Raw genomic sequence first — 21,247 nt, 5'->3', positions numbered from 1 at the left:
TAACTATCTAACATCTAAGCCTATTGTGCATGAGGTTTAGATATCTTGTAAATCTCAATATGTGCTCAGTATTAGACTAACAATGATATAACTATCGCTGCACCATTTTATTCATGACAAAAGAAGTGGCAATTTTGTTAATTTCTAAGAAAACAAAATAATCTAAACATTTGAAATCTTCATCATAAAATGCTTGTTTAGAGAGCTTAGATTGCATACCTAGATATGTATCAAATAATTTTGGCATCCGTTCATCTTGTGGGAAGCTATATTCTGGTCTCTCAGGTTCGAATGCACGTTTTGAACGAATATCAATAATTTGGTGATCACCCAATTGCTGAATCTGACGATGAGTGTAATAGGCACGCGCTAAATTATCTTCAAGATGAATACTGACACATCCCATAAGGTACTTAGCACGCATTGACCACAACACCTTTGGCACCAAATTTAACCACAGCATTGATAAGGCTTTTCCAGAACGGAATTGTGGATGTACGCAGGTACGACCTATTTCTAGAATACTTGGCAAATGTGAAAGGTTAGGAACAACATCAAATTCTTTAGCGCTATAGCTTTGCCCAATCTCATGCCCCTGAAATAATTTAAGGCGTGTATAGGCAACAATTTCACCAGTCCATTTCTCACGTAATACAGCATGCTCACAACCAAAGTCATAGAGATCTTGATCGAGACCATCTTCAAAAGAGATACCAAATTGATGAGAGAATTGATTTGCTCTAAAACGTTGTACTTCTTGTAATTCTTTTAGATTGTCCACCCACCCAAAACGAAATTGATTTTGTGATGGTTTTTGGCGTAAAGGTGAAGTTAATGTCTGACGATAATGATTTAATTTTTCTAGCATAATGAAAGCTCCTTATGTCTAGAGTTACCTTAAATCGATTAAATGACATTGAAATGACTATAACGTGAACAGATCATGACGAAAAAAAAGACCTCAATGAGGTCTTTTTAATCTTTAGTGCTTCGCACGATTGGTAATCAGCGTTCCAACCCCGTGGTCAGTAAAGATCTCTAATAATGTTGCATGAGGTACACGACCATCTACAATATGTGCACTCACGACACCACCTTTAACCGCGTCTAATGCACAACCGACTTTAGGAATCATGCCACCATAGATCACACCTGTTTCAATTAAACGATCTACTTCTTGCGTACTTAATCCAGTTAATAAGTTTTTATTTTCATCTAATACGCCTGTGATATTGGTCAATAGAATCAGTTTTTCAGCACCCAATGCTTCTGCAACTTTTCCAGCGACAAGATCAGCATTGATATTATAAGTATTCCCTTCTTCATCCACACCTAATGGTGCGATCACAGGAATAAAATCACCTTGGGTAAACATTTCCAACACATCGGTTTTAACGCCTGTCACTTCACCGACCATACCCAAATCAATTTGAGAAATTGAGCCATCAGCTTCTTGTTTTTCCATAAGCAATTTACGGGCACGAAGTAAATTACCATCTTTACCTGTTAAACCAATTGCACGACCACCATGTTGGTTAATCAGATTAACAATCGATTTATTGACACTACCACCCAACACCATTTCTACCACTTCCATCGTGGCTTGGTCAGTGACACGCATCCCATCAATACGATCAGACTCTTGTCCTAAACGTTTTAATAAAGAGTCAACTTGCGGACCACCACCATGTACAACAATTGGATTTAAGCCTACTGTTTTTAATAGCACAATGTCACGCGCAAATGAGCTTTCAAGCTCTGGATCAGTCATTGCATTGCCACCATATTTTACAACCAACGTTTTACCTGCAAAACGTTGAATATACGGCAAAGCTTCAATCAAAATTTTTGCTTTATCAATGCCGATATGCTCATGTGGCATGCGTGTCTCCTTATTAAGCTTGTGCGAGTTCTTGTGCAATTTGCGGATATTGCTCTTGCATCATAGAAACAAATTCTTGGCGGATTTCACTTAATCGGCTTGGATTATCTGCATCAAAACGAACTGTGAAATACTCACCCGTATTAGATGCTCGAATAATGCCAAAACCATCATCAAAATCAAGTCTTACACCATCTATTTTACTTAAACGAGCGCCTAAACGGTGACTTTGAATTTCAATATCATTTAAAACTTGTTTAGGGTTTATATCATGGGTACTGATATAGGTATCTTCAGTACAATAACGTTCAGGGTAAATTTCTAATAATGCAGAAAGGTTTGCTTCGTCTGATTGAGTCAGGTATTCCATGACTCTTAACGCCGCATATAGACCATCGTCATAACCAAAACCACGACCATCATTAAATACATAATGACCCGCATACTCTCCCCCAAATACGGCATTGCCTTTTGATTGAGATAAATATGCGCGCAAGAAACTACTTCCTGTACGAATCATTTTGGCTTGGCCATGAAGTTTTTGTACCGTCTCAGCCACCATTTGTGAACATTTCACATCAAATACGATTTCTTTTTGAGGATGCTGTTTTAAACAAATTTGTGCGAATAAAGACAATAAGCGGTCTGGACTAATAATATGGGCAAGCTCATCCACAATAACGACTCGATCACCATCGCCATCCAAGGCAATACCAATATCTGCTTTTTCCAAAAGGATAGCCGCTTGCAACTGTTTTAAATGTTTTGCATGTGAGGGATCAGGTGCATGATCAGGAAAATTCCCATTGGCTTCACAACGTAAAGCGATAACCTGACAACCTAACTTCTCTAAGACGAGTTTTGCACAACGACCTGCTGCACCATGTAAACCATCTAATGCAACTTTTAAAGGGCGTTTTAGCTGAATATCACTTAATAATGATTGTTGATATTTTAAACAAAATTCAGGGATAATATGATGCGATAATTCTTGTAGATCACTATTCTTTTCAATTGTTTCTAACGCAAATTGAGCTGCTAAACCGACCTGTTGAATAATCTCAGGGCTAGGTGGTTCTCCTTGTAAAATCCATTTAATTCCATTATCAGATTTAGGATTATGGCTTGCAGTTACCATAATTCCGTTCCCACCAAAATCACGCGCGATATAGTACATCATGGGCGATGAGCAACATCCAATGTTGGTGGCTGTTAAACCCTGTGTTTGAAAAATCTGTTGAATAATATTGGCATAAGTCGGACTCGTTAGACGTGCGTCATACCCAATAACGACTTGATATTGTCCTGCATTTTTATATTGTTGTGCTAAAGCATAACCAATTGAATGAATTACATGAGGTGTTAAATGATTTAATTTTCCGCGAATATCATAAGCACGAAAAATACTCAGAGGAAATGTATATTTTGTATTCACAGTGAACCCCTATTTTTATAATCATTAGCTGATTCAAAAAAAACAGAACTATTAAGAAATTAGTTAACCCTAGTTCAAAAAAATTAAAATAATTTGTCAGCTGCTTTTTAATACAAATCCAAAGAACAATCAATATCAAAAATGCAATGCTTTTAAGCAAAGCATTGCATTTAAATTGATAATGAAAGCAGTATTAGTGTTGACCTGTATGTCCAAAACCACCTGCACCACGTTCAGTCGCAACAAATTCTTGCACTTGTTCAAATTCAGCTTGTACCACAGGAACTAAAACGTATTGAGCCAAACGTTCGCCTGGTTCTAATCGGAATGTATTTTGCCCACGATTCCAAACAGAAATCATCAATTCACCTTGATAATCGGAATCAATCAAACCGACCAAGTTTCCTAATACAATACCATGTTTATGACCAAGACCTGAACGCGGTAAAATTAAACCTGCAAAGTTTGGATCTTCGATATAGATTGCTAAACCTGTTTTGACTAAGACCGTTTCACCAGCCGCAATATCAATTGCAGTATCTAAACAGGCACGTAAGTCTAAACCTGCTGAACCCGTTGTGGCATAAGAAGGCAACCCCCATTCTTGACCTAAACGAGCATCTAATACTTTAACTTGAACTTTCATTACAACTTCCTACTTACTATTTCTTAACGTTTCAATAAAGCTTTTAAATTCGCGAGATATTGCTGAGCTTGCTCTTTCGGATCAACATTCGGTGCGAGTTTCTTTTTACGACCGTGCCACTCTAGATCATCTTGTGGCAATTCGTCTAAAAAACGGCTTGGTGTCATTTGACGCATTTGACCACCGTTTTTACGCTGCTCAGCAAGTGTCAAGGTAAGCCCTTGTCGAGCACGGGTAATACCCACATACATTAAACGGCGTTCTTCTTCGATGGTTTCTGAAGCAATCGAGTTTTTATGTGGTAATAGCTCTTCTTCCAAGCCAATCATATACACATAAGGAAATTCTAATCCTTTTGCAGCATGTAGCGTCAATAAGTTCACTTTATCCGTGTCCTCTTCTTCTTGCTGCTGCTCTAACATATCGAGCAATACCAGTTTACGAATCACACTTTCAATATTCTTTTCATCGACATCATCAGTACGATTAATCAGATTTTGGATACTGGTATAGAGGCTCTCAATATTATCGATTTTGGTTTTTTCTTGAGCAGGTGTTGCTGCTTGCTCACGTACATAATCGATGTAACCCGCTTCGTTGATCATTTGACGAACTTTAGGTACAGGCTCATCATCGTCTAACAATTCACGGGTAAATGTTGCGATAAAATCAGCAAACTCATGTAATTGAGTGGCAGCTTTCTTAGGCAATACCATCGACAATCGTTGATCTGAAGAAGCTGTTAATAACGATAAGGTATTTTCTTGTGCAAATAGTCCCAGTTTCTCTAAGGTGACAGGCCCAATTGCACGCTTCGGTGTATTAATAATTCGTAAGAAAGCACTATCATCTTCAGGATTAATAATGAGACGTAAATAGCTCATCACATCTTTAATCTCAGCACGAGCAAAGAATGATTGCCCACCCGATAATTTATAAGGGATTTGCATTTGACGGAGCTGCGTTTCTAATACGCGTGCTTGGAAATTACCACGATATAAAATCGCATAGTCTTTCCAATTTTTACCATTCATCAATTTATGCGTGATGAGATCTTTAACAACACGTTCCGCTTCATCATCGTCATTTAAACACGTGATCACACGGATATTTTCACCATGTCCTTTATCACTCCACAATTTTTTATCAAAAATATGTGGATTGTTTTCAATTACGGCATTAGCCGCTTTTAAAATACGACTGGTTGACCGGTAATTTTGCTCAAGTTTAATGACTTTTAAATTATGAAAATCTTCTTTTAATAAAGCCATATTCTCAGGCTTTGCACCACGCCATGCATAAATAGATTGATCATCATCACCTACGGCAGTGAATTGCCCCATCACACCAACAAGAAGTTTTACAAGGGTATATTGTGCAGTATTGGTATCCTGATATTCATCTACCAGTAAATAGCGAACACGATTTTGCCATTTGTCTCTGACTTCAGCATTCTCTTGCAGCAAACGTGTTGGCATTACAATCAAATCATCAAAATCAACGGCATTATAAGCGCGCAGATTACGCTCATAGAGTTGATATAAATGTGCTAACTGTACATCATCAACTGTTTCACACGTTGAATGGGCTTGCTCTGGTAAAACTAAGTCATTTTTCCAATCAGAAATTTTCTTCATTGCTTTGGCGATGAGTTCTTTACTTTCTGCGCCCGACATATTATCGCGCTGCATTAAGTCCATCAGAATTCTTTTGCAGTCGTCTGCATCTAAAATCGAAAAATTGGCTTTAAGAGGTAAGTTTTTTAATTCTAAACGCAATAAATTTAAGCCAAAAGTATGGAAAGTCGAAACTGAGAGTCCTTTTGCTTCTTCACGTGACAATAACTTAGCGACACGCTCCTTCATTTCACGTGCGGCTTTATTGGTAAAGGTCATGGCAGTAATACGATGTGCTGGAATACCACATTGCTGTACCAAAAAAGCAACTTTTCGTGTAATCACTGAGGTTTTACCTGAACCCGCACCTGCGAGCACCAACAATGGCCCTTGAACATATTTCATCGCTTCAAGTTGCTTGTCATTGAGTTGACTGGCAGATGACATCTCGTAATACCTCTCACGTTTTCGAGCATGATTATAGACATCTCTGTTTTAGAATCCCAATAGTAAATCTTGGGATCTGTATAAATTATGATGCCTTATACAAATAACACGCCATAGCTTGTCGCCAGCTGTTCGACATAATAAAAAACCACCCGAAGGTGGTTTTTTAAATCAGTAATAATTACTGTTTTGCATAAATGCTAATTTCTACACGGCGGTTTTGTTCTTTACCAGCAGCAGTTGCATTTGAAGCGATAGGATTAGAAGAACCTAAACCTTGTGCATCAATACGGCTGCTTGAAACACCTTGGCTTGCTAAATAGTTTTTAACTGATTGAGCACGTGCTTGAGACAATGGGATATTGATTGAATCATTACCAGTATTGTCTGTGTAGCCAGTAACTAAGATTGCGCTCTTGTTATCTTCAGCTAAAGTTTGCGCCACTTTGTTTAAAGTACCGTAGAAGTTTGGTTTGATGTTTGATTTATTGGTATCAAAGGTGATGCTACCCGGCATGATCAATTGAACAGAACCATCTGGATTACGACTTACATCAACACCTGTACCTGCCATTTGCTCACGTAATTTTTTCTCTTTGTTATCGAGATATAAACCACTTGCACCACCAAGAATCGCACCGATTGCAATTGCACGGTTGTTTTGGCTGCTGCTACCATTATTAATACCTTTAGAAACACCGTAACCAGCTGCCGCACCAATTAATGTACCTAAAGCAGCTTTGTCGTATGAAACACCGCCGATATCATTACCTTGTCCGCTCATTGTTTGGCAACCAGAAAGTACCAATCCAGCCCCTACCAATGTTGAAATTACTAATGCACGCATTGCGTAGCTCCTGTCTATGTATTTTGTTGTCTGAACAAATAATGAATGAGAAAATCAAGCCACACCATTGATATTTTGTTAATAACAAACAGTTTATTTATATTTTTGTAATATTTTGATGCACTTTTCTTGATCTTATACTCACATTCTCTCCACTGTTTATTATTTTGCATAAAAATACGCTTATGAGAAATAAGTCACATTATTAAAAATTAAGTAATCATCTAAGTCTTCTATGGTAAAAATTTTAATTTCCCAGATTTTGTATCTATAAGTACTGGAATATATGAAAATTGTGAATATTTAAAAATATACAGTTGTATTTAAATATCTGTTGTTTATAGTTAAAAGCATTGTTTTATCGAAAATTAGCACCCAAGGTTTGATTTATGTCTACCACAAATAAAAAAGTATCGTTATTAGAAAGGGTAACTAAAGGACTTACTGTTGGTTCTGTAATCACAGGAAGTACTTTTTTACATGGTCCTCCTGTTCTTGCTCTTGGTTTTACAAAATTATTTAAAAAATCAAAAAAGGTAGATGAAACCAATATTCAGTTGGCGAATAGTTGGATTGGCGTAAATAATCAACTGATTGAAAAAGTCTTACCAAATCTTAAATGGGAAATTAGTATTGATGAAAAGCTCGATCTGAATTTACAAGGTCGTTATATGATGATTTGTAATCATCAAAGTTGGGTTGACACCACAGTAAATCAATATTTTGGTCTCACACGTATGCCACTTACCCGCTTCTTTACCAAATGGGAACTCATCTTTATTCCTTTTGTTGGGCAAGCCTTTAAGATTTTGGGTTTCCCAATGATGAAACGTCACTCAAAGGAACAAGTGGCTAAAAACCCAGAACTGAAACATCGCGATATGTTAGAAGCACGTAAAGCCTGTGAACAGCTCTTAAGTCAGCCTTTTACACTACTCAATTATCTTGAAGGCACTCGCTTTACCGCAGAAAAACAAGCAAAACAGCAATCACCCTACCAAAACTTACTTAAGCCAAAAGCAGGTGGCTTGGCATTGGCTTTAAACATCTTAGGCGATAAGATTGATGCTTTGGTTGATATGACGATTGTCTATCCTGATGGTGCACCTGATTATGGTGATTTCTGGCTAGGCAATGTTTCACGTATTGCTGTGGATTTACGTAAAATAGAAATTCCAGATTGGGTACTGGGTGGAAATTATGAAGATGATCCAATCTACCGCGAACGCTTCCAACAATGGGTCGACCAAATTTGGACAGAGAAAGACCAACTGATTTCACAAATGAAATCTAAATATTATCAATAGTCTGATTAGGAATTGACTCACCACATGACTCAGCAGGACTCAAAACAAAACTCTAAATATAACCTTATAAATCCAAACAGTAAGTTTTTTAAACTGTTTCTGGTTTATGACATTTTCATGGTGTTTATTATTGTTTTTAATTTGTTCTGCTTAGGCATGAACTTTTTTTTAATGAGTAATATTGGCGAATGGTTTTTTAATACGATCCATTTAGCTAGTGTACTTGAATTCTATCGTAGCTATCTGCACCCTTGGGTGATTATCACCGAAGCATGGTTTATTATTTTTTTAATCACTGAACTTGCCGTGCGATGGGCAATTGCGATTGTGAATAAACACCATGCTCGTTGGTGGTTTTTTCCATTTATTCATTGGTATGAAATCTTAGCGATTATTCCCCATTTACGTTTTCTACGTTTATTCCGCGCAGGTATCATTGCCTATCGTTTACATGAACTAGGTTATAAAGTCGTTCCAGATAATATTCGAATTAAGGCACTTTTTTATTACAGTGTCGTTATGGAAGAATTGTCAGATCGTGTGGTGATTACAGTTGTAGATGGCGTCCGACAGGAGCTAGAAACCAGTTCAAGTCATAAAGATATTATTCATGAGTTAGTGGATCATCATCGTCAATTATTTACCGTTGCCCTTTCTTCTATATTGCAAGAATCTTTAGCAAAAACGTTACAAGCACAACAACCGATCATTACGCAAAAAGTAGGAATTATTGTTAATCAAGCCATTGAAGATACGCCTGAGCTAACTCAATTATTACGTCTAATCCCAATCGTAGGTGGGCGAATTGAACAGCAAATTCAAAGTATAGGGCAACGTTTGGGTGAAAATATCAGTGCAGGTTTAATTGAGCCGTTTACTAACGGATCTGTAAATCAACCCAATCAGAATTATTTATTTATTGCAGAAAAAGTCAGTGAATTGAATATTGATAATAAATACTTAGAAGAATTGGTCGAATCAGTGGTATTTGAAAGTCTTGCAGCCATACGAAAACAAGTCAAAGTCAAACAATGGCAGCAAACTTTACGTGAATATGATCAATTGGATAAAAAAGCAGAATGATTACAAGAAAATTTACCAATCTAGCTAGAGAATTCCTGTAATTTGTTCTAGCATTTGCTTTTATTTACAACATGCTTTAACACAATAGAGTGCTTAAAAAAGCCCTTAAGGATAAATTATGGCTGATATACGGATTACGGGCAGAATGGTGAATTTTAGTCGATTAACATTCGACACAAATGACCATAATGCGATCCGCCAGCAACTTACAAGCACCCTCAATGAAGGTTCTTATCTTGGAACATTAGTCATTATTGACAGTACCGTTGAACAAGAGCTGATTGCCTTAATTCAATTGCTGATTGATCTTGGGTTACAGCCAATGGCGGTAATTGATGGAATTTTAGGTGATGAAGCTCGGGCGATTCAATTTCCTGTACTGCCTGCTGATCAACCTTTACAGCGTATCAAAGCATCAAAAGAGCAAGTCGTTGCTCAAGCACCTGAAAAAAATACTGAAACTCAAGAAATACAAACACCACAAAAACAAACACCGACTACGCATATCACCTCGTATCATGATGAGATTTTGCGTACTGGACAATGTTTGGTACAGGAGCAAGGTGATATTATCTTGAATGCGGGTATGAATAGTGGCTCTGAAGTCATTGCGTCTGGAAATATTCACATTTATGGCAATGCTCGTGGTAGAGTCATTGCAGGCGCAGGTGGGCACACTTCAGCTCGAATTTTTTGTCATTCACTAGAAGCAGAGTTAATCTCGATCGCAGGGACATATTGCGTCGCAGATGATATTCCTAAAGATATGATCAAAAAACCCGTACATATTTATTTAAATAACAAGCAAGAGCTTGAATTTGAAGCCTTACAGTTTTAATTTAACTTGTTAAACACCCAAAAAGCCCTTTTAGGGCCGTATGACCATAAATAGGAGTGGATTCGGTGGCCAAAATTGTTGTCGTAACGTCAGGCAAAGGTGGTGTAGGTAAAACTACAACAAGCGCATCTTTTGCAACAGGTTTAGCCCTACGTGGTCATAAAACTGTTGTGATTGATTTCGATGTAGGTTTACGTAATCTCGATTTGATCATGGGCTGTGAACGCCGTGTCGTTTATGACTTTGTCAATGTCATCAATAATGAAGCTCGCTTACAACAAGCCCTGATTCGTGATAAAGAAATCGAAAACCTATACATTCTTCCAGCATCTCAAACACGTGATAAAGACGCTTTGAGCGATGAAGGTGTTGCACGTGTCATTGATGAACTATCTCAAGAGTTTGATTACATCATCTGTGACTCACCTGCGGGTATTGAGCGTGGCGCGATCTTGGCAATGTATCATGCTGATGAAGCAATCATTGTGACAAACCCAGAAATTTCATCAGTACGTGACTCTGACCGTATTATTGGTATGCTTGATAGTAAAACTAAAAAAGTTGAACACAACGAAGGCCGTATCCGTAAACATCTCTGTATCACACGTTTCAACCCTGAACGTGCTGACAAACAAGAAATGTTAACGATTGATGATATTTCAAAAGATATTTTACGTGTTCCGACTTTGGGTGTTATTCCTGAGTGTCCAAGCGTACTTCAAGCATCGAACGAAGGTAAGCCCGTAATTCTTTATGATCAAACTAAAGCTGGGCAAGCCTATGATGATTTAGTCGCTCGTTTCCTAGGCGAAGATCGTCCTTATCGACACATTGCAGTACAGCCAAAAGGTTGGTTAGCTAGACTATTTGGAGCGTAATTATGGCTGGATTCTGGAGTAAACTTTTTAGCAGTGATGAAAAACCATCAAGTGCACAAACTGCCAAAGATCGCTTAAAAGTTATTGTTGCATCTGAACAAGGTTTAGGTCGTCGCTTAAGCCAAGACAAAATTGACCAAATGAAAAAAGAAATCATGCAAGTGGTCAGTCGTTACGTTCGTGGTGTAGATGAACAGCACATTCAAATGCAAGTTCGTTCAGAAGCAAATATCGAAATGTTAGAAATGAATATCAATTTACCTGAAGATCGATAGCAGTTTTTTCATTAGCGATTTTTCGCAAATAAAGGCAAAATACATTGCGACTGAACAAGGCCATGCTTTGTTAATTATTCAGTCCCGTATTTTGCCTTTATTATTTTAAGACTGAGGAGATTGTCATGGCATTATCACAGCCAGCAACTTTCAATGAAGAATGGTCAGATGAGCGTGTTTTTGCCTACCTCAACCAACTTCCACCAGCAGATGTCAATGCTGACTTCCATGTGCTCTATCATGCTTTCAAACATATGCGTCCCTTCGACTATGAGCGCTTGATCACCAAATTTTTAGCTGATGGTCGTGATTTAAATGCGACTAATCCTGAAGGACAGCGTATTCATGACGTGATCGCTCAATTTCCACGTCAAAAAGACGGCTTCTTAGAAGTATTAGCAAAATTTGCTTAAGATAAAAAAGCCTGCTTAAAGCAGGCTTTTTTATCTCTTTATTTTATCGACTACCAATCAAATAAACGCCCAGTAAGGTAAAAATCCCACCAGAAATACCATCAATCCATTTTGCAAAATTTTGATATGCTGTTCTGAATGTAGGCAATGAGAATACAAACGCTACCACCAAGAACCACAGCAAGGTCTCTATCGTAATAATAATAAAAAGCAAAGAGTGATGCTGATCAAATAAAGGATTGGCTAAGAATAATGAAAATACACTGCCAAAATAAATCACTGCTTTAGGATTCGATAAGTTAGTGAGTAAACCTTTCATAAAAAATAAATAAGGCGACTGAGGTAATACTATCTGTTTGATACTTTGCTCACTTTTTGAAAAAGCTGAACGAAGCATTTGGTATCCCAACCAACATAAATATAAACCACCAGCGACTAAAAGGCCTTGTTTTAGCCAAGCCATCTTTTCAAAAATAATATTCAGTCCCATCAATGCTAAAAGTGACCAAACCATTGCCCCCAAGCAAATACCAAATGCAACCAATACCGCATCCTTACGAGAACGGCTGACAGCAGTTTGAGAGACTAAGAAGAAATCAGGCCCTGGAGTGATAAGCGCACAAAAATGAATAAAAATGAGTGTACATAATGCAACAAACATGGCTCACCCTTTAGCTTGTATTTTTAAACAATAAGCTTAAATAAAAAACGTGATTATTACCATATAAAATTGATAAACCTATAACAATAAAGCCCCTAAAGAGGGGCTTTATTAGTGGAATATTCTTATTAAACGAGAATATCACGTTTGCCGTTAGCTCCCATTGAACTTACGATCCCGTTCTCTTCCATTTGATCAATAATTCGTGCAGCTCGGTTATACCCCAAACTAAATTTACGTTGTAACGATGATGTTGAAGCCTTGCGCGTTTCAAGTACAAAAGAAACACACTGATCATAAAGTGCATCACGATTAGGATCACCATCACCATCTTCAAAACCACGTGAGGTTGGTTCTTCATCAAATGGGGTTAAGATTTCATCAACATAATCAGGCTCACCACGTTCACGCCAAGCGTCACAGATGCGGTTCACCTCATCATCACTAATAAACGCACCATGCACACGCTCAGGTTCGATTTTACCTGGCCCTAAGAATAGCATGTCACCGTGCCCTAATAGATCTTCTGCCCCGCCTGCATCAAGGATTGTTCGAGAGTCAATTTTACTATTTACACGTAATGCAACACGTGTTGGGATATTCGCTTTAATCAAACCTGTGATGACATCAACTGAAGGACGTTGTGTTGCAAGTAGTAAATGAATACCTGCTGCACGAGATTTCTGTGCAAGCCGAGTAATCATCTCCTCAGCTTTTTTACCAACCTGCATAATCATGTCAGCGAATTCATCTGCAACAATCACAATCGATGGTAAAGGAGCTAATCGCGGTGCACGCTCCCCTACAACTGAATCACTAGCTTTCCAAGTTGGATCAATCAAATCTTCACCATTGGCAATCGCTTCTTCCACTTTGCGGTTATAGTCAGCCAATTTACGAATTTTTAGAAAAGACATTAGCTTATAACGACGTTCCATTTCATTTACACACCAATTCAATGCGCTTACAGCATCTTTCATATCAGTAACAACAGGTGTTAATAAATGTGGAATATCATTGTAGTTAGCTAATTCAAGCTGTTTTGGGTCGATTAGAATTAAACGCAATTGATCAGGCGTGTATTTTAACAACATCGATAAAATCATTGAGTTAACAGCTACTGACTTACCAGAACCAGTTGTTCCCGCAACTAACATATGTGGTGCTTTACCCAAATCAGTAATCACAGGATTACCTGAAATGTCTTTACCCATCGCCATCGAAAGTAAACCCGCTGGGTCTTCAAATGCAGGTGTCTTTAACAACTCAATCAGTCGAACCATTTCGCGGCTGCTATTTGGGACTTCAATGCCGATATAAGGTTTTCCAGCAATCACCTCAACCACACGAACAGATGCCATTGACATTGAACGTGCTAAGTCACGCGAAATATTGGTCACTTTAGATGCTTTTACACCCGGTGCAAGATCTAGTTCAAAACGTGTCACGACAGGCCCAGGTTGAGCCTCCACTACTTGAGCTTTGACGTTAAACTCTTGTAATTTAATTTCTAGCAGTTCAGACAAACGAGCTAATTGTTCAGCTGTAAAGTTCACCTTTTTATTCGGATCTACTTCGTCCAATAATTCTAAACCTGGCAAAGTTGGTAAATCACGACGTTTTTGAGCCACTTGCATCGCACGAGACATCGGCCGACCAAAAGAATCTGTTAACGGCGCATCTAAATCAAAATCATCTTCGATATCAAAATTTTCTTCAACTTTACCAGCAGTTTCTTGCCATGCTTCAATAAATGCTTCTTTTGATAAACTCTCTTTAGGCGTTTCAATCTCAATAGCTGCTTTTACAAAAGCCGAAGACTGCGCATAGCTCGGAGTTTGCAATACAGATTGCTGTTGTTTGTCTTCAATGAACAAATCTTCAAATTCATCAAAGCCTTCATCCAAAATACTTTGCTTATCGTCAGCGATCATATTTTTGATCGTATGATGCGACTGAACTACCGTTGCTTGCGGTACAGATTGAACGTCTATTGAATCTAACTCAATATCAAAGTCAATTTCATCACTTTCATTTCTAGCCGTTGATCGCGGTTCTTGAATAAATGGCTTATGTACATCCGTAGCCGTTTTACTATTAGGAACAGCAGCCAATAATTCATCAAATATTTGGTCATCATTCCAATCGACTGGACTCTGATGAGGACGTTGCTCTACAGAAGAAACTTCCGTTGCTGCGTGTACATATTGAGATGAAGGATTTATAGCATCATCTGCCGCTCGCAAAAGTGCATCAATTTCTTGTTTATGGCTCGCATCATCATGCTGTAATGCACGCCATACTTCACCTGTTTGAATTAAACGCTGACTATCGGCTGCAAGTTGATGTGCTTGTTTTAAAGTTTGCTCAAAGTCTTCTGTTGATAATACTTCTTGTGACTGAACACTTTGCTGCTCTTTGGCAACAACATCAGCAAATAGTTTTTCGGCTAATAATTGATGATGTGCATTGTCTGTCGATGCTGTTTTAGCTGCAATGCTGTGCTGTGTACTTTGGGCTGTATCATTCGCCTCTACAATATTTGAATCCGCCGCTTGGAGTGGAGCTTTTTGCTTTATAGTTGGTGTTTCTGTTGCGGCTAATTGTTCAGTCAAATCATAAGCAGATTCGTGTTGAGGTATATTTTTATAGAACAAATCTTGTAAATATGCTGGCGTATTTTTTAATGTTGCCCAAGTTTTATTCCATTGAATACCAAAAGCTAAAGTGAATAATAAAATACTGAAAGCAAATAAAAAAAATGTTGCACCATAAATGGTTAAAAGCTGAGAAAGGCTCTGACCCAACTCATAACCAATAATACCACCCGCTGCATTTTCTAACGTATCGGCTGGCGTGTTCCAATGTAAATACAACAAGCTCGATAACGATAAAATCAGGAAAAACTGGGCCGCATAACGAAACGGGCGATTAAGGAAGCTTCTTGGCCACCAAACCTGAATCGCTTCCATAAACAGGAACAACGGAATCAGCAAACTGGCCCACCCTAAAAAACCGAATAACAAGTCTGCAATCCAAGCACCTGCAACACCACTTGCATTTGAGACCTGTTGCGTATCACTGGAAATATGCATCCAACCTGGATCAAAAGGTGTGTAGGTTACTGTGGCAAGAAATAGATAAATGCCAAAAGAAATCAAAAATAATGTCATTAAAAAGCGTTGTGCATAAACACTTGACACCGCAGCCATATACAGTCCTGTAACCCAATTTGTTATTTGTAGGTATCGATTAAGGTCTAACTGACCTTGATCAATAAGTTTTATATTATGCACTCGTTCTTACAAAAAAGATGCACGATTGTTTACTGTTGTTGTTAACATCCATTGTTGTTGCAAACATTGATGAAATATCAGTAAATGCTCTCCATGATATAGCTCAATTCGATTAAGTATATCAATATTATCCAACCCACTCCCCTGTGGATTCACGTATAATTTTAAAAGTTTCAATATAAAAAGGATGTTCTTTAATGAGCGCTCGTCACTCACGGTTAATTATTTTGGGTTCTGGTCCTGCAGGTTATAGCGCGGCAGTTTATGCAGCGCGTGCCAACCTTAAACCGACACTGATTGCAGGCTTACAATTAGGTGGTCAATTAACAACGACCACTGAAGTTGATAACTGGCCTGGTGACCCTGAAGGATTAACTGGTCCTGTGTTAATGGAGCGTATGCAAGCTCATGCAGAACGTTTCGGTACAGAAATTGTCTATGATCACATCAACGAAGTAGACCTTAAAACGCGTCCATTTGTGTTAAAAGGTGATATGGAAGAGTACACTTGCGATGCGCTTATTATTGCTACAGGCGCAACAGCACAATATTTAGGTCTTGAATCTGAAGCTGCATTTATGGGTCAAGGTGTAAGTGCTTGTGCGACTTGTGATGGTTTCTTCTATAAAAACCAAAATGTGATGGTTGTAGGCGGTGGTAATACGGCTGTTGAGGAAGCGCTTTATTTATCGAATATCGCTGCTCACGTTACTTTGGTTCATCGCCGCGATAGCTTGCGTTCTGAAAAGATCTTACAAGATCATCTCTTTGCAAAAGAGAAAGAAGGTAAGATCAGTATTATTTGGAATCATCAAGTAAATGAAGTTCTAGGTGATAAAACAGGTGTAACCTCTGTTCGCATTCAGTCTACACAAGATGAAACAACACAAGATATTCAAGTACAAGGTCTCTTTGTTGCAATTGGACATAAACCGAATACAGGAATGTTTGATGGTCAATTAAACCTACGTGATGGTTATATTCAGGTGCAGAGTGGAACTGCTGGTAATGCTACAGCCGCTTCTATTGAAGGCGTATTTGCCGCAGGTGACGTGGCGGATAGCGTTTATCGCCAAGCCATTACTTCGGCAGGTTCAGGCTGTATGGCTGCTTTGGATGCTGAAAAATATCTCGACAATTTGAAGTAATCTCTATATTCCCTTGCGTTGACAATTTAGAATAGATTGTCAACGCGCTCTAGTTGCGTTAATTTAGAATCATTCTTATTCACTTTAGCAACTATGCAAGTGCTGCCTTTATCAAAATATATTTTCCCAGATCCTATTGAAGCCGATCCAGAAGGACATGGCTTTATTTGTATTGGCGCAGACTTATCACCTGCTACATTATTTGAGGCCTATACACATGGTCTCTTCCCTTGGTTTAACGAAGATGAACCAATTTGTTGGTGGAGTCCTGAGCCACGCTGCATTATTCAGCCACATGCATATAAACCCAGTAAATCATTAATTCGAAATATGAAAAAACATGATTATCGAATTACAGTGAATCATGCTTTTGAAGATGTAATACGCTCATGTTCACTCCCCCGTAGCTATACTGATGAAACCTGGATAAGTGAAGATATAATAGAAGGCTATTGTTCTCTATTTAAGGCGGGTTATGCCTACAGCATTGAGGTCTGGCAACAAGAAAAATTAGTTGGTGGACTATATGGCGTAACGATAGGTAAAGGCTGTTTTGGTGAGTCCATGTTTAGCACCGAAACTGATGTGTCCAAGATGGCTTTCTACACCCTGATGCTGATTGGAGAGGAAAATCAGTTGCCCTGGATTGACTGCCAACTGGTTAACGATCATCTCCTAAGTCTGGGAGCCAGTACAATTTCTCGCCAGACATATCTAAAATCGTTACAAGATGTAATTATTGCCCCCTCTATCAATTGGAAAAGTTATCAAGAACGTGTATTTTCAAGTAAAACAATAGCAGTTTTTGCAAAATTAGACGGTTAATGGATTAACACCTTGGAGGGAGATTAATGAAATCATACCAACCCAAGTCCCTTTTAAATGACTTACAGTACTATATAACACCGCCACACGACTGCAGTTATCTCGATAACAAATCAGCTCGAATGGTATTTTTAGATCCAATTCACCGTATTGATGTGGTGACATTGTCTGAACTTTCGCGTGTCGGTTTTCGACGTAGTGGCGATTTTGTCTATCGACCAGAATGCCATTTATGTCGCCAATGTTTGTCTTGTCGCGTTCCAATTCAAGAATTTAAAATGAATAGTAGCCAGAAGAAGGCATGGAAACGTAATCAAGATTTAAAAATGAGTATTTTGCCAACTTCGCAAGCCACTCAACAGCATTATGATTTGTATGAGCGTTATATTAACGAGCGTCATGCAGATGGCGATATGTATCCAGCAACATTAGATCAGTTTGAAAAATTCCTCGTTCACAGTTGTACAGAAAGTTTTTTCATTGAACTTTGGGATGATCAGAAACTTATTGCCGTTTCTACTTGTGACTTACTAGATGATGGTCTCTCTGCTGTATATACTTTTTTTGACCCTCAAGAACAACGTCGTTCACTTGGTGTTTTTGCGATTCTTAAACAAATTGAATATGTCAGCACTTTAAATTTAGATTACTTATATTTAGGGTATTGGGTGCCTCACTCAGCTAAAATGAACTATAAATCACAATATACGCCACTGGAATTATTATTAGATGGACAATGGCGTCGTCTTAACCGCCCACTCTCAGAAAAAGAGATTCATCAACTTGGAAATTCATTAATGACAACACTACCATCGGAGTGGGATAACTTAATTATTAAATAAAGCAGCAAAATCATCAGTGCATGTTTTGACCATAATCACAGCATGCTCTTTTGTACCATCTAAATTTGGATAATAATTTTTGCGTAAGTCTATTTGATGAAAATCCGTTTTTTCATACAAACGGATTGCAGCAAGATTGCTTTCACGTACTTCTAAAAAAATTTGGATTGGATTATTTTTTAAAAGTTGAATGGAATAATCTAACAACTCGTATCCAAGACCTTTGCCCTGTTGGCTTGGATGAATCGCCATCAGTAATAAATTGGCCTCGTCTAGAACAGGCTGCAAAATACAGAACCCAACAACCTGATTCGACTGCTCATAGACCGTGCACTGATAGGAAGCTAAAGACTCTTGAAATTGTTGCTTCGACCAAGGATGTGTTTGTACTAAACGTTCAATTGCAACAACACTGTCTAAATCGCTCTCTTGCATCAATCGGATCACAGACTTTTACCCTATAAAATACTGATGCAGATTATCAGCAATTTAATACAAAATTTGAATAAGAAAATGGGCAATTTTAATTGCCCATTTTAGTTAACTCATATTAAAGCCTAATTCAGCACGCCATTTATTCAATAATGCTGTTGTATCATCATCATTCGGATGAAATTTTGGTCTTAAAAATGCCAGTAACTTTGGAATTTGACGTGTCATAAAACCTTTATAGCCATACATGAACTTGAGCATATATTTGGTATCTCGCCATGTAAGTCTGCCATCAGTTTTTAAAAGAGTCGCAGTGAAATATGACTGGGTAATAAAAATTAAACCCATTGCAATCACTAAAGCTAATGAACGCATAAAATACGCTTTAAATCCTTGCCCATACATCGCTTCATAAACGTCAAATGCCACCGCTTTATGCTCATTTTCTTCAACTGCATGCCACATCCATAAATGGTACATGGTCTCATCCATAAACATGGATTGAATATCTGGGTTAGACAATAGTTCTTCAGCAATCGTTGATGTAAAATGCTCCAAGGCACAAGTACCCGTTAAACCAATCATCTCTTTTGTAAAACCAAATGGTTTTAATAATTTAGTACTTATAGCAACGCCATACTGAATCACTTTACCTGTTTGTGCCTCCAATTTGCGCACATCATAACCATAAGCTTGCGCAGCTGCATTAAAGGCCAAGTGTTCCTTTGAATGCATTGCCTCTTGTCCAATAAAAGCACTAATTTCTTTTTGTAATCGAGGATCAGCAACTTTTGGATCATTTCTAACTGCACGGGTACTATTCACAAAAAATTGTTCACCTTCAGGAAATAGCGCTGATAAAGCAGTCATAAAATGCGTGAGTGCAGCATCACCATTTGCCCAATATCGAGGCACATCACCAAACTCAAAATCCATTCGACGTACAGGGAAACTAGCGCCAGCGCGGTTTGAAATATTGACCTTAGCATTCATACCTTATTCTCCTAGCCAATGGATATATTTGATTAAAAATTATCTATGCTTTATTTATACGCTTCTTTGAACGCATTAAATAAGTGCAGATAAGGTCAGAAAAGCATCATTTTAGGACATGTCAGTATGATTTTAAAAAGTCTATTCAATGTAATATTCAAAATAAAAAAAGAGCAATTTTATTGCTCTTTTTACATAGGTTTAGCTAATAGATCTTTTAATTTAAAAACCTAATTTTGCCTTCCAATCTTTAAGTAATTGTACGGTATCTAAATCATTTGGATGAAAACGCGGTCTAAAGTAAGCCAACATTTCACCTGCCATACCTGTAATAATCCCTTTTGATGGACTATAAGCATATTTGTAAATCATGCCTAATTCTTTCAGATTTAGTTTTTTATCTTGTTGAAGTAGACGTAAGGTAAAATAAGATTGAAGAATAAAAATTAAAGCCATAGCAAATACAAGTGCTGTAGTACGTAAACTATATGCTTTCAATCCAGTTCCAAATACTGACTCATAGACATCGTAAGCCACTGCTTTATGTTCATTTTCTTCAACTGCATGCCAGAACCACATATATGACATAGTCTCATCTGTCATTAAATTTTGGATATGTTTATTGCGTAATAATTCAGAAGCAATCGTTGCAGTAAAATGTTCTAATGCTGTTGTTGCCGTTAAATCAACCATCTCTCTGGTCATACCAAACGGTTTTACGATTTTTGAAAAATTCTTAAGCGCAAATTGGATATAACGTCCCGTAATCTGCTCTAAAGATCTAACATCATGACCATACTTTTGTGCAGAAGCATTAAAATTTACATGCTCTTGAGTGTGCATAGCTTCTTGACCAATAAAAGCACTGATTTCTTTTTGTAGTTCTGCATTATCTTTAATAGTTGGGTGATAACGCACAGCACGAACTGAATCAATAAATAATTTCTCGCCATCTGGGAATAATGCAGACAAACCAGTCATGAAATGAGTTAAGCCAGCCGAACCATCCATCCAATATTCTGGTACTTGATCAAAATCAAAATTCATACGACGTACTGGGAAACTTGCGCCTGCACGATTTGAAATATTTACCTTAGCATTCATGCTGCTGACTCCTTTTAAATGGAAAATTTCCATTTAGTACTTTTGTTCATTTTCTTGTGTTTTATATTACGGTTTTATTGCGATGAATTAAGTGCAGTTTAGGACAGCAAGGTATCAGTTTAGGACACAATTAAGGATAGATTATCGAACAATAGACATAAAAAAACACCCCAAAGGGGTGTTTTTTTATCACTCTAAGCGATTATGCAGTTACTTTAGCAACAACACCAGCACCTACAGTACGACCACCTTCACGGATCGCAAAACGTAGACCTGGGT

20 protein-coding genes and 1 pseudogene are annotated in these 21,247 nt (G+C 37.9%); 9 read left to right on the top strand and 12 right to left on the bottom strand.

Annotated elements, in window-relative coordinates; translation table 11 throughout:
- Window positions 1-91: 91 nt before the first annotated feature.
- The 6 genes from CDG59_RS08970 to CDG59_RS08945 form a co-directional block, all read right to left on the bottom strand.
- Window positions 92-868 carry a GNAT family N-acetyltransferase gene (locus CDG59_RS08970; RefSeq protein ID WP_005158241.1) on the bottom strand — a complete coding sequence of 259 codons (777 nt, stop codon included), beginning with the start codon at window positions 866-868 and terminating at the stop codon, window positions 92-94.
- A gap of 114 nt (window positions 869-982) precedes the next feature.
- On the bottom strand, window positions 983-1,882 hold the full coding sequence (gene argB, locus CDG59_RS08965; RefSeq protein ID WP_004663435.1) for an acetylglutamate kinase: 900 nt from the start codon (window positions 1,880-1,882) through the stop codon (window positions 983-985).
- 13 nt (window positions 1,883-1,895) lie between these two features.
- The gene (locus CDG59_RS08960) at window positions 1,896-3,317 is read right to left on the bottom strand and encodes a phosphomannomutase/phosphoglucomutase (protein ID WP_087544923.1); all 1,422 of its coding nucleotides are present in this window, start codon (window positions 3,315-3,317) and stop codon (window positions 1,896-1,898) included.
- Window positions 3,318-3,510: 193 nt separating this feature from the next.
- Window positions 3,511-3,963 (bottom strand): dUTP diphosphatase, encoded by a 453-nt coding sequence (gene dut / locus CDG59_RS08955; protein WP_087544921.1) that lies wholly within the window; start codon window positions 3,961-3,963, stop codon window positions 3,511-3,513.
- Window positions 3,964-3,986: 23 nt separating this feature from the next.
- On the bottom strand, window positions 3,987-6,026 hold the full coding sequence (rep, locus tag CDG59_RS08950; RefSeq protein WP_087544919.1) for a DNA helicase Rep: 2,040 nt from the start codon (window positions 6,024-6,026) through the stop codon (window positions 3,987-3,989).
- 181 nt (window positions 6,027-6,207) lie between these two features.
- Window positions 6,208-6,873, bottom strand: a complete 666-nt coding sequence (locus tag CDG59_RS08945; RefSeq protein ID WP_042891288.1) for an OmpA family protein — start codon at window positions 6,871-6,873, stop codon at window positions 6,208-6,210.
- A 389-nt stretch (window positions 6,874-7,262) separates the two neighbouring features.
- On the opposite strand from CDG59_RS08945, the gene CDG59_RS08940 reads away from it, so the two are divergent.
- The 6 genes from CDG59_RS08940 (at window position 7,263) to CDG59_RS08915 (ending at window position 11,667) form a co-directional block, all read left to right on the top strand.
- Window positions 7,263-8,180, top strand: coding sequence for an acyltransferase (locus CDG59_RS08940; protein WP_087544917.1), 918 nt, complete (start codon window positions 7,263-7,265; stop codon window positions 8,178-8,180).
- 24 nt (window positions 8,181-8,204) lie between these two features.
- Window positions 8,205-9,263, top strand: a complete 1,059-nt coding sequence (locus tag CDG59_RS08935; protein ID WP_087544915.1) for a hypothetical protein — start codon at window positions 8,205-8,207, stop codon at window positions 9,261-9,263.
- A gap of 118 nt (window positions 9,264-9,381) precedes the next feature.
- Window positions 9,382-10,101, top strand: a complete 720-nt coding sequence (minC, locus tag CDG59_RS08930; RefSeq protein WP_087544913.1) for a septum site-determining protein MinC — start codon at window positions 9,382-9,384, stop codon at window positions 10,099-10,101.
- Window positions 10,102-10,166: 65 nt separating this feature from the next.
- A complete protein-coding gene (gene minD / locus CDG59_RS08925; RefSeq protein WP_087544911.1) occupies window positions 10,167-10,979 on the top strand; it encodes a septum site-determining protein MinD in 813 nt (270 codons plus the stop codon).
- 2 nt (window positions 10,980-10,981) lie between these two features.
- Window positions 10,982-11,254, top strand: coding sequence for a cell division topological specificity factor MinE (gene minE, locus CDG59_RS08920; protein ID WP_004663449.1), 273 nt, complete (start codon window positions 10,982-10,984; stop codon window positions 11,252-11,254).
- Between the two features lie 125 nt (window positions 11,255-11,379).
- Complete coding sequence (locus CDG59_RS08915) at window positions 11,380-11,667, top strand: PA4642 family protein (RefSeq protein WP_005158274.1); 288 nt, start codon at window positions 11,380-11,382, stop codon at window positions 11,665-11,667.
- A gap of 43 nt (window positions 11,668-11,710) precedes the next feature.
- On the opposite strand, the gene rhtC is transcribed toward CDG59_RS08915, so the two are convergent.
- Both rhtC and CDG59_RS08905 read right to left on the bottom strand, forming a co-directional pair.
- Complete coding sequence (rhtC, locus tag CDG59_RS08910) at window positions 11,711-12,328, bottom strand: threonine export protein RhtC (RefSeq protein ID WP_087544909.1); 618 nt, start codon at window positions 12,326-12,328, stop codon at window positions 11,711-11,713.
- A 128-nt stretch (window positions 12,329-12,456) separates the two neighbouring features.
- Entirely contained in the window at window positions 12,457-15,540 is a 3,084-nt protein-coding gene (locus tag CDG59_RS08905; protein WP_087544907.1) for a DNA translocase FtsK, read from the bottom strand.
- Window positions 15,541-15,821: 281 nt separating this feature from the next.
- Between CDG59_RS08905 and trxB the strand changes: the two genes are divergently transcribed.
- From trxB to CDG59_RS08890, 3 genes are all read left to right on the top strand, one after another.
- Window positions 15,822-16,772 (top strand): thioredoxin-disulfide reductase, encoded by a 951-nt coding sequence (trxB, locus tag CDG59_RS08900; protein ID WP_087544905.1) that lies wholly within the window; start codon window positions 15,822-15,824, stop codon window positions 16,770-16,772.
- Between the two features lie 93 nt (window positions 16,773-16,865).
- Window positions 16,866-17,597, top strand: a complete 732-nt coding sequence (aat, locus tag CDG59_RS08895; protein WP_087544903.1) for a leucyl/phenylalanyl-tRNA--protein transferase — start codon at window positions 16,866-16,868, stop codon at window positions 17,595-17,597.
- A gap of 26 nt (window positions 17,598-17,623) precedes the next feature.
- A complete protein-coding gene (locus tag CDG59_RS08890) occupies window positions 17,624-18,439 on the top strand; it encodes an arginyltransferase (protein WP_005158286.1) in 816 nt (271 codons plus the stop codon).
- Here CDG59_RS08890 and rimI read toward each other — a convergent pair.
- From rimI to CDG59_RS08870, 4 genes and pseudogenes are all read right to left on the bottom strand, one after another.
- Window positions 18,425-18,886: a ribosomal protein S18-alanine N-acetyltransferase gene (rimI, locus tag CDG59_RS08885; RefSeq protein ID WP_171287510.1), complete on the bottom strand. Its 462-nt coding sequence runs from the start codon at window positions 18,884-18,886 to the stop codon at window positions 18,425-18,427. The genes CDG59_RS08890 and rimI overlap by 15 nt on opposite strands.
- Before the next feature lie 93 nt (window positions 18,887-18,979).
- On the bottom strand, window positions 18,980-19,864 hold the full coding sequence (locus tag CDG59_RS08880; protein WP_087544902.1) for a metal-dependent hydrolase: 885 nt from the start codon (window positions 19,862-19,864) through the stop codon (window positions 18,980-18,982).
- A gap of 222 nt (window positions 19,865-20,086) precedes the next feature.
- Window positions 20,087-20,968: a metal-dependent hydrolase gene (locus CDG59_RS08875; protein WP_087544900.1), complete on the bottom strand. Its 882-nt coding sequence runs from the start codon at window positions 20,966-20,968 to the stop codon at window positions 20,087-20,089.
- Between the two features lie 202 nt (window positions 20,969-21,170).
- A pseudogene (locus CDG59_RS08870) lies at window positions 21,171-21,247 on the bottom strand (elongation factor Tu); the annotation flags it as partial.

Origin of the sequence: Acinetobacter sp. WCHA29, assembly GCF_002165335.1 — a bacterium.
In the GTDB taxonomy this organism is placed as follows: domain Bacteria; phylum Pseudomonadota; class Gammaproteobacteria; order Pseudomonadales; family Moraxellaceae; genus Acinetobacter.
This window is presented reverse-complemented; position numbering and strand designations above follow the sequence as displayed.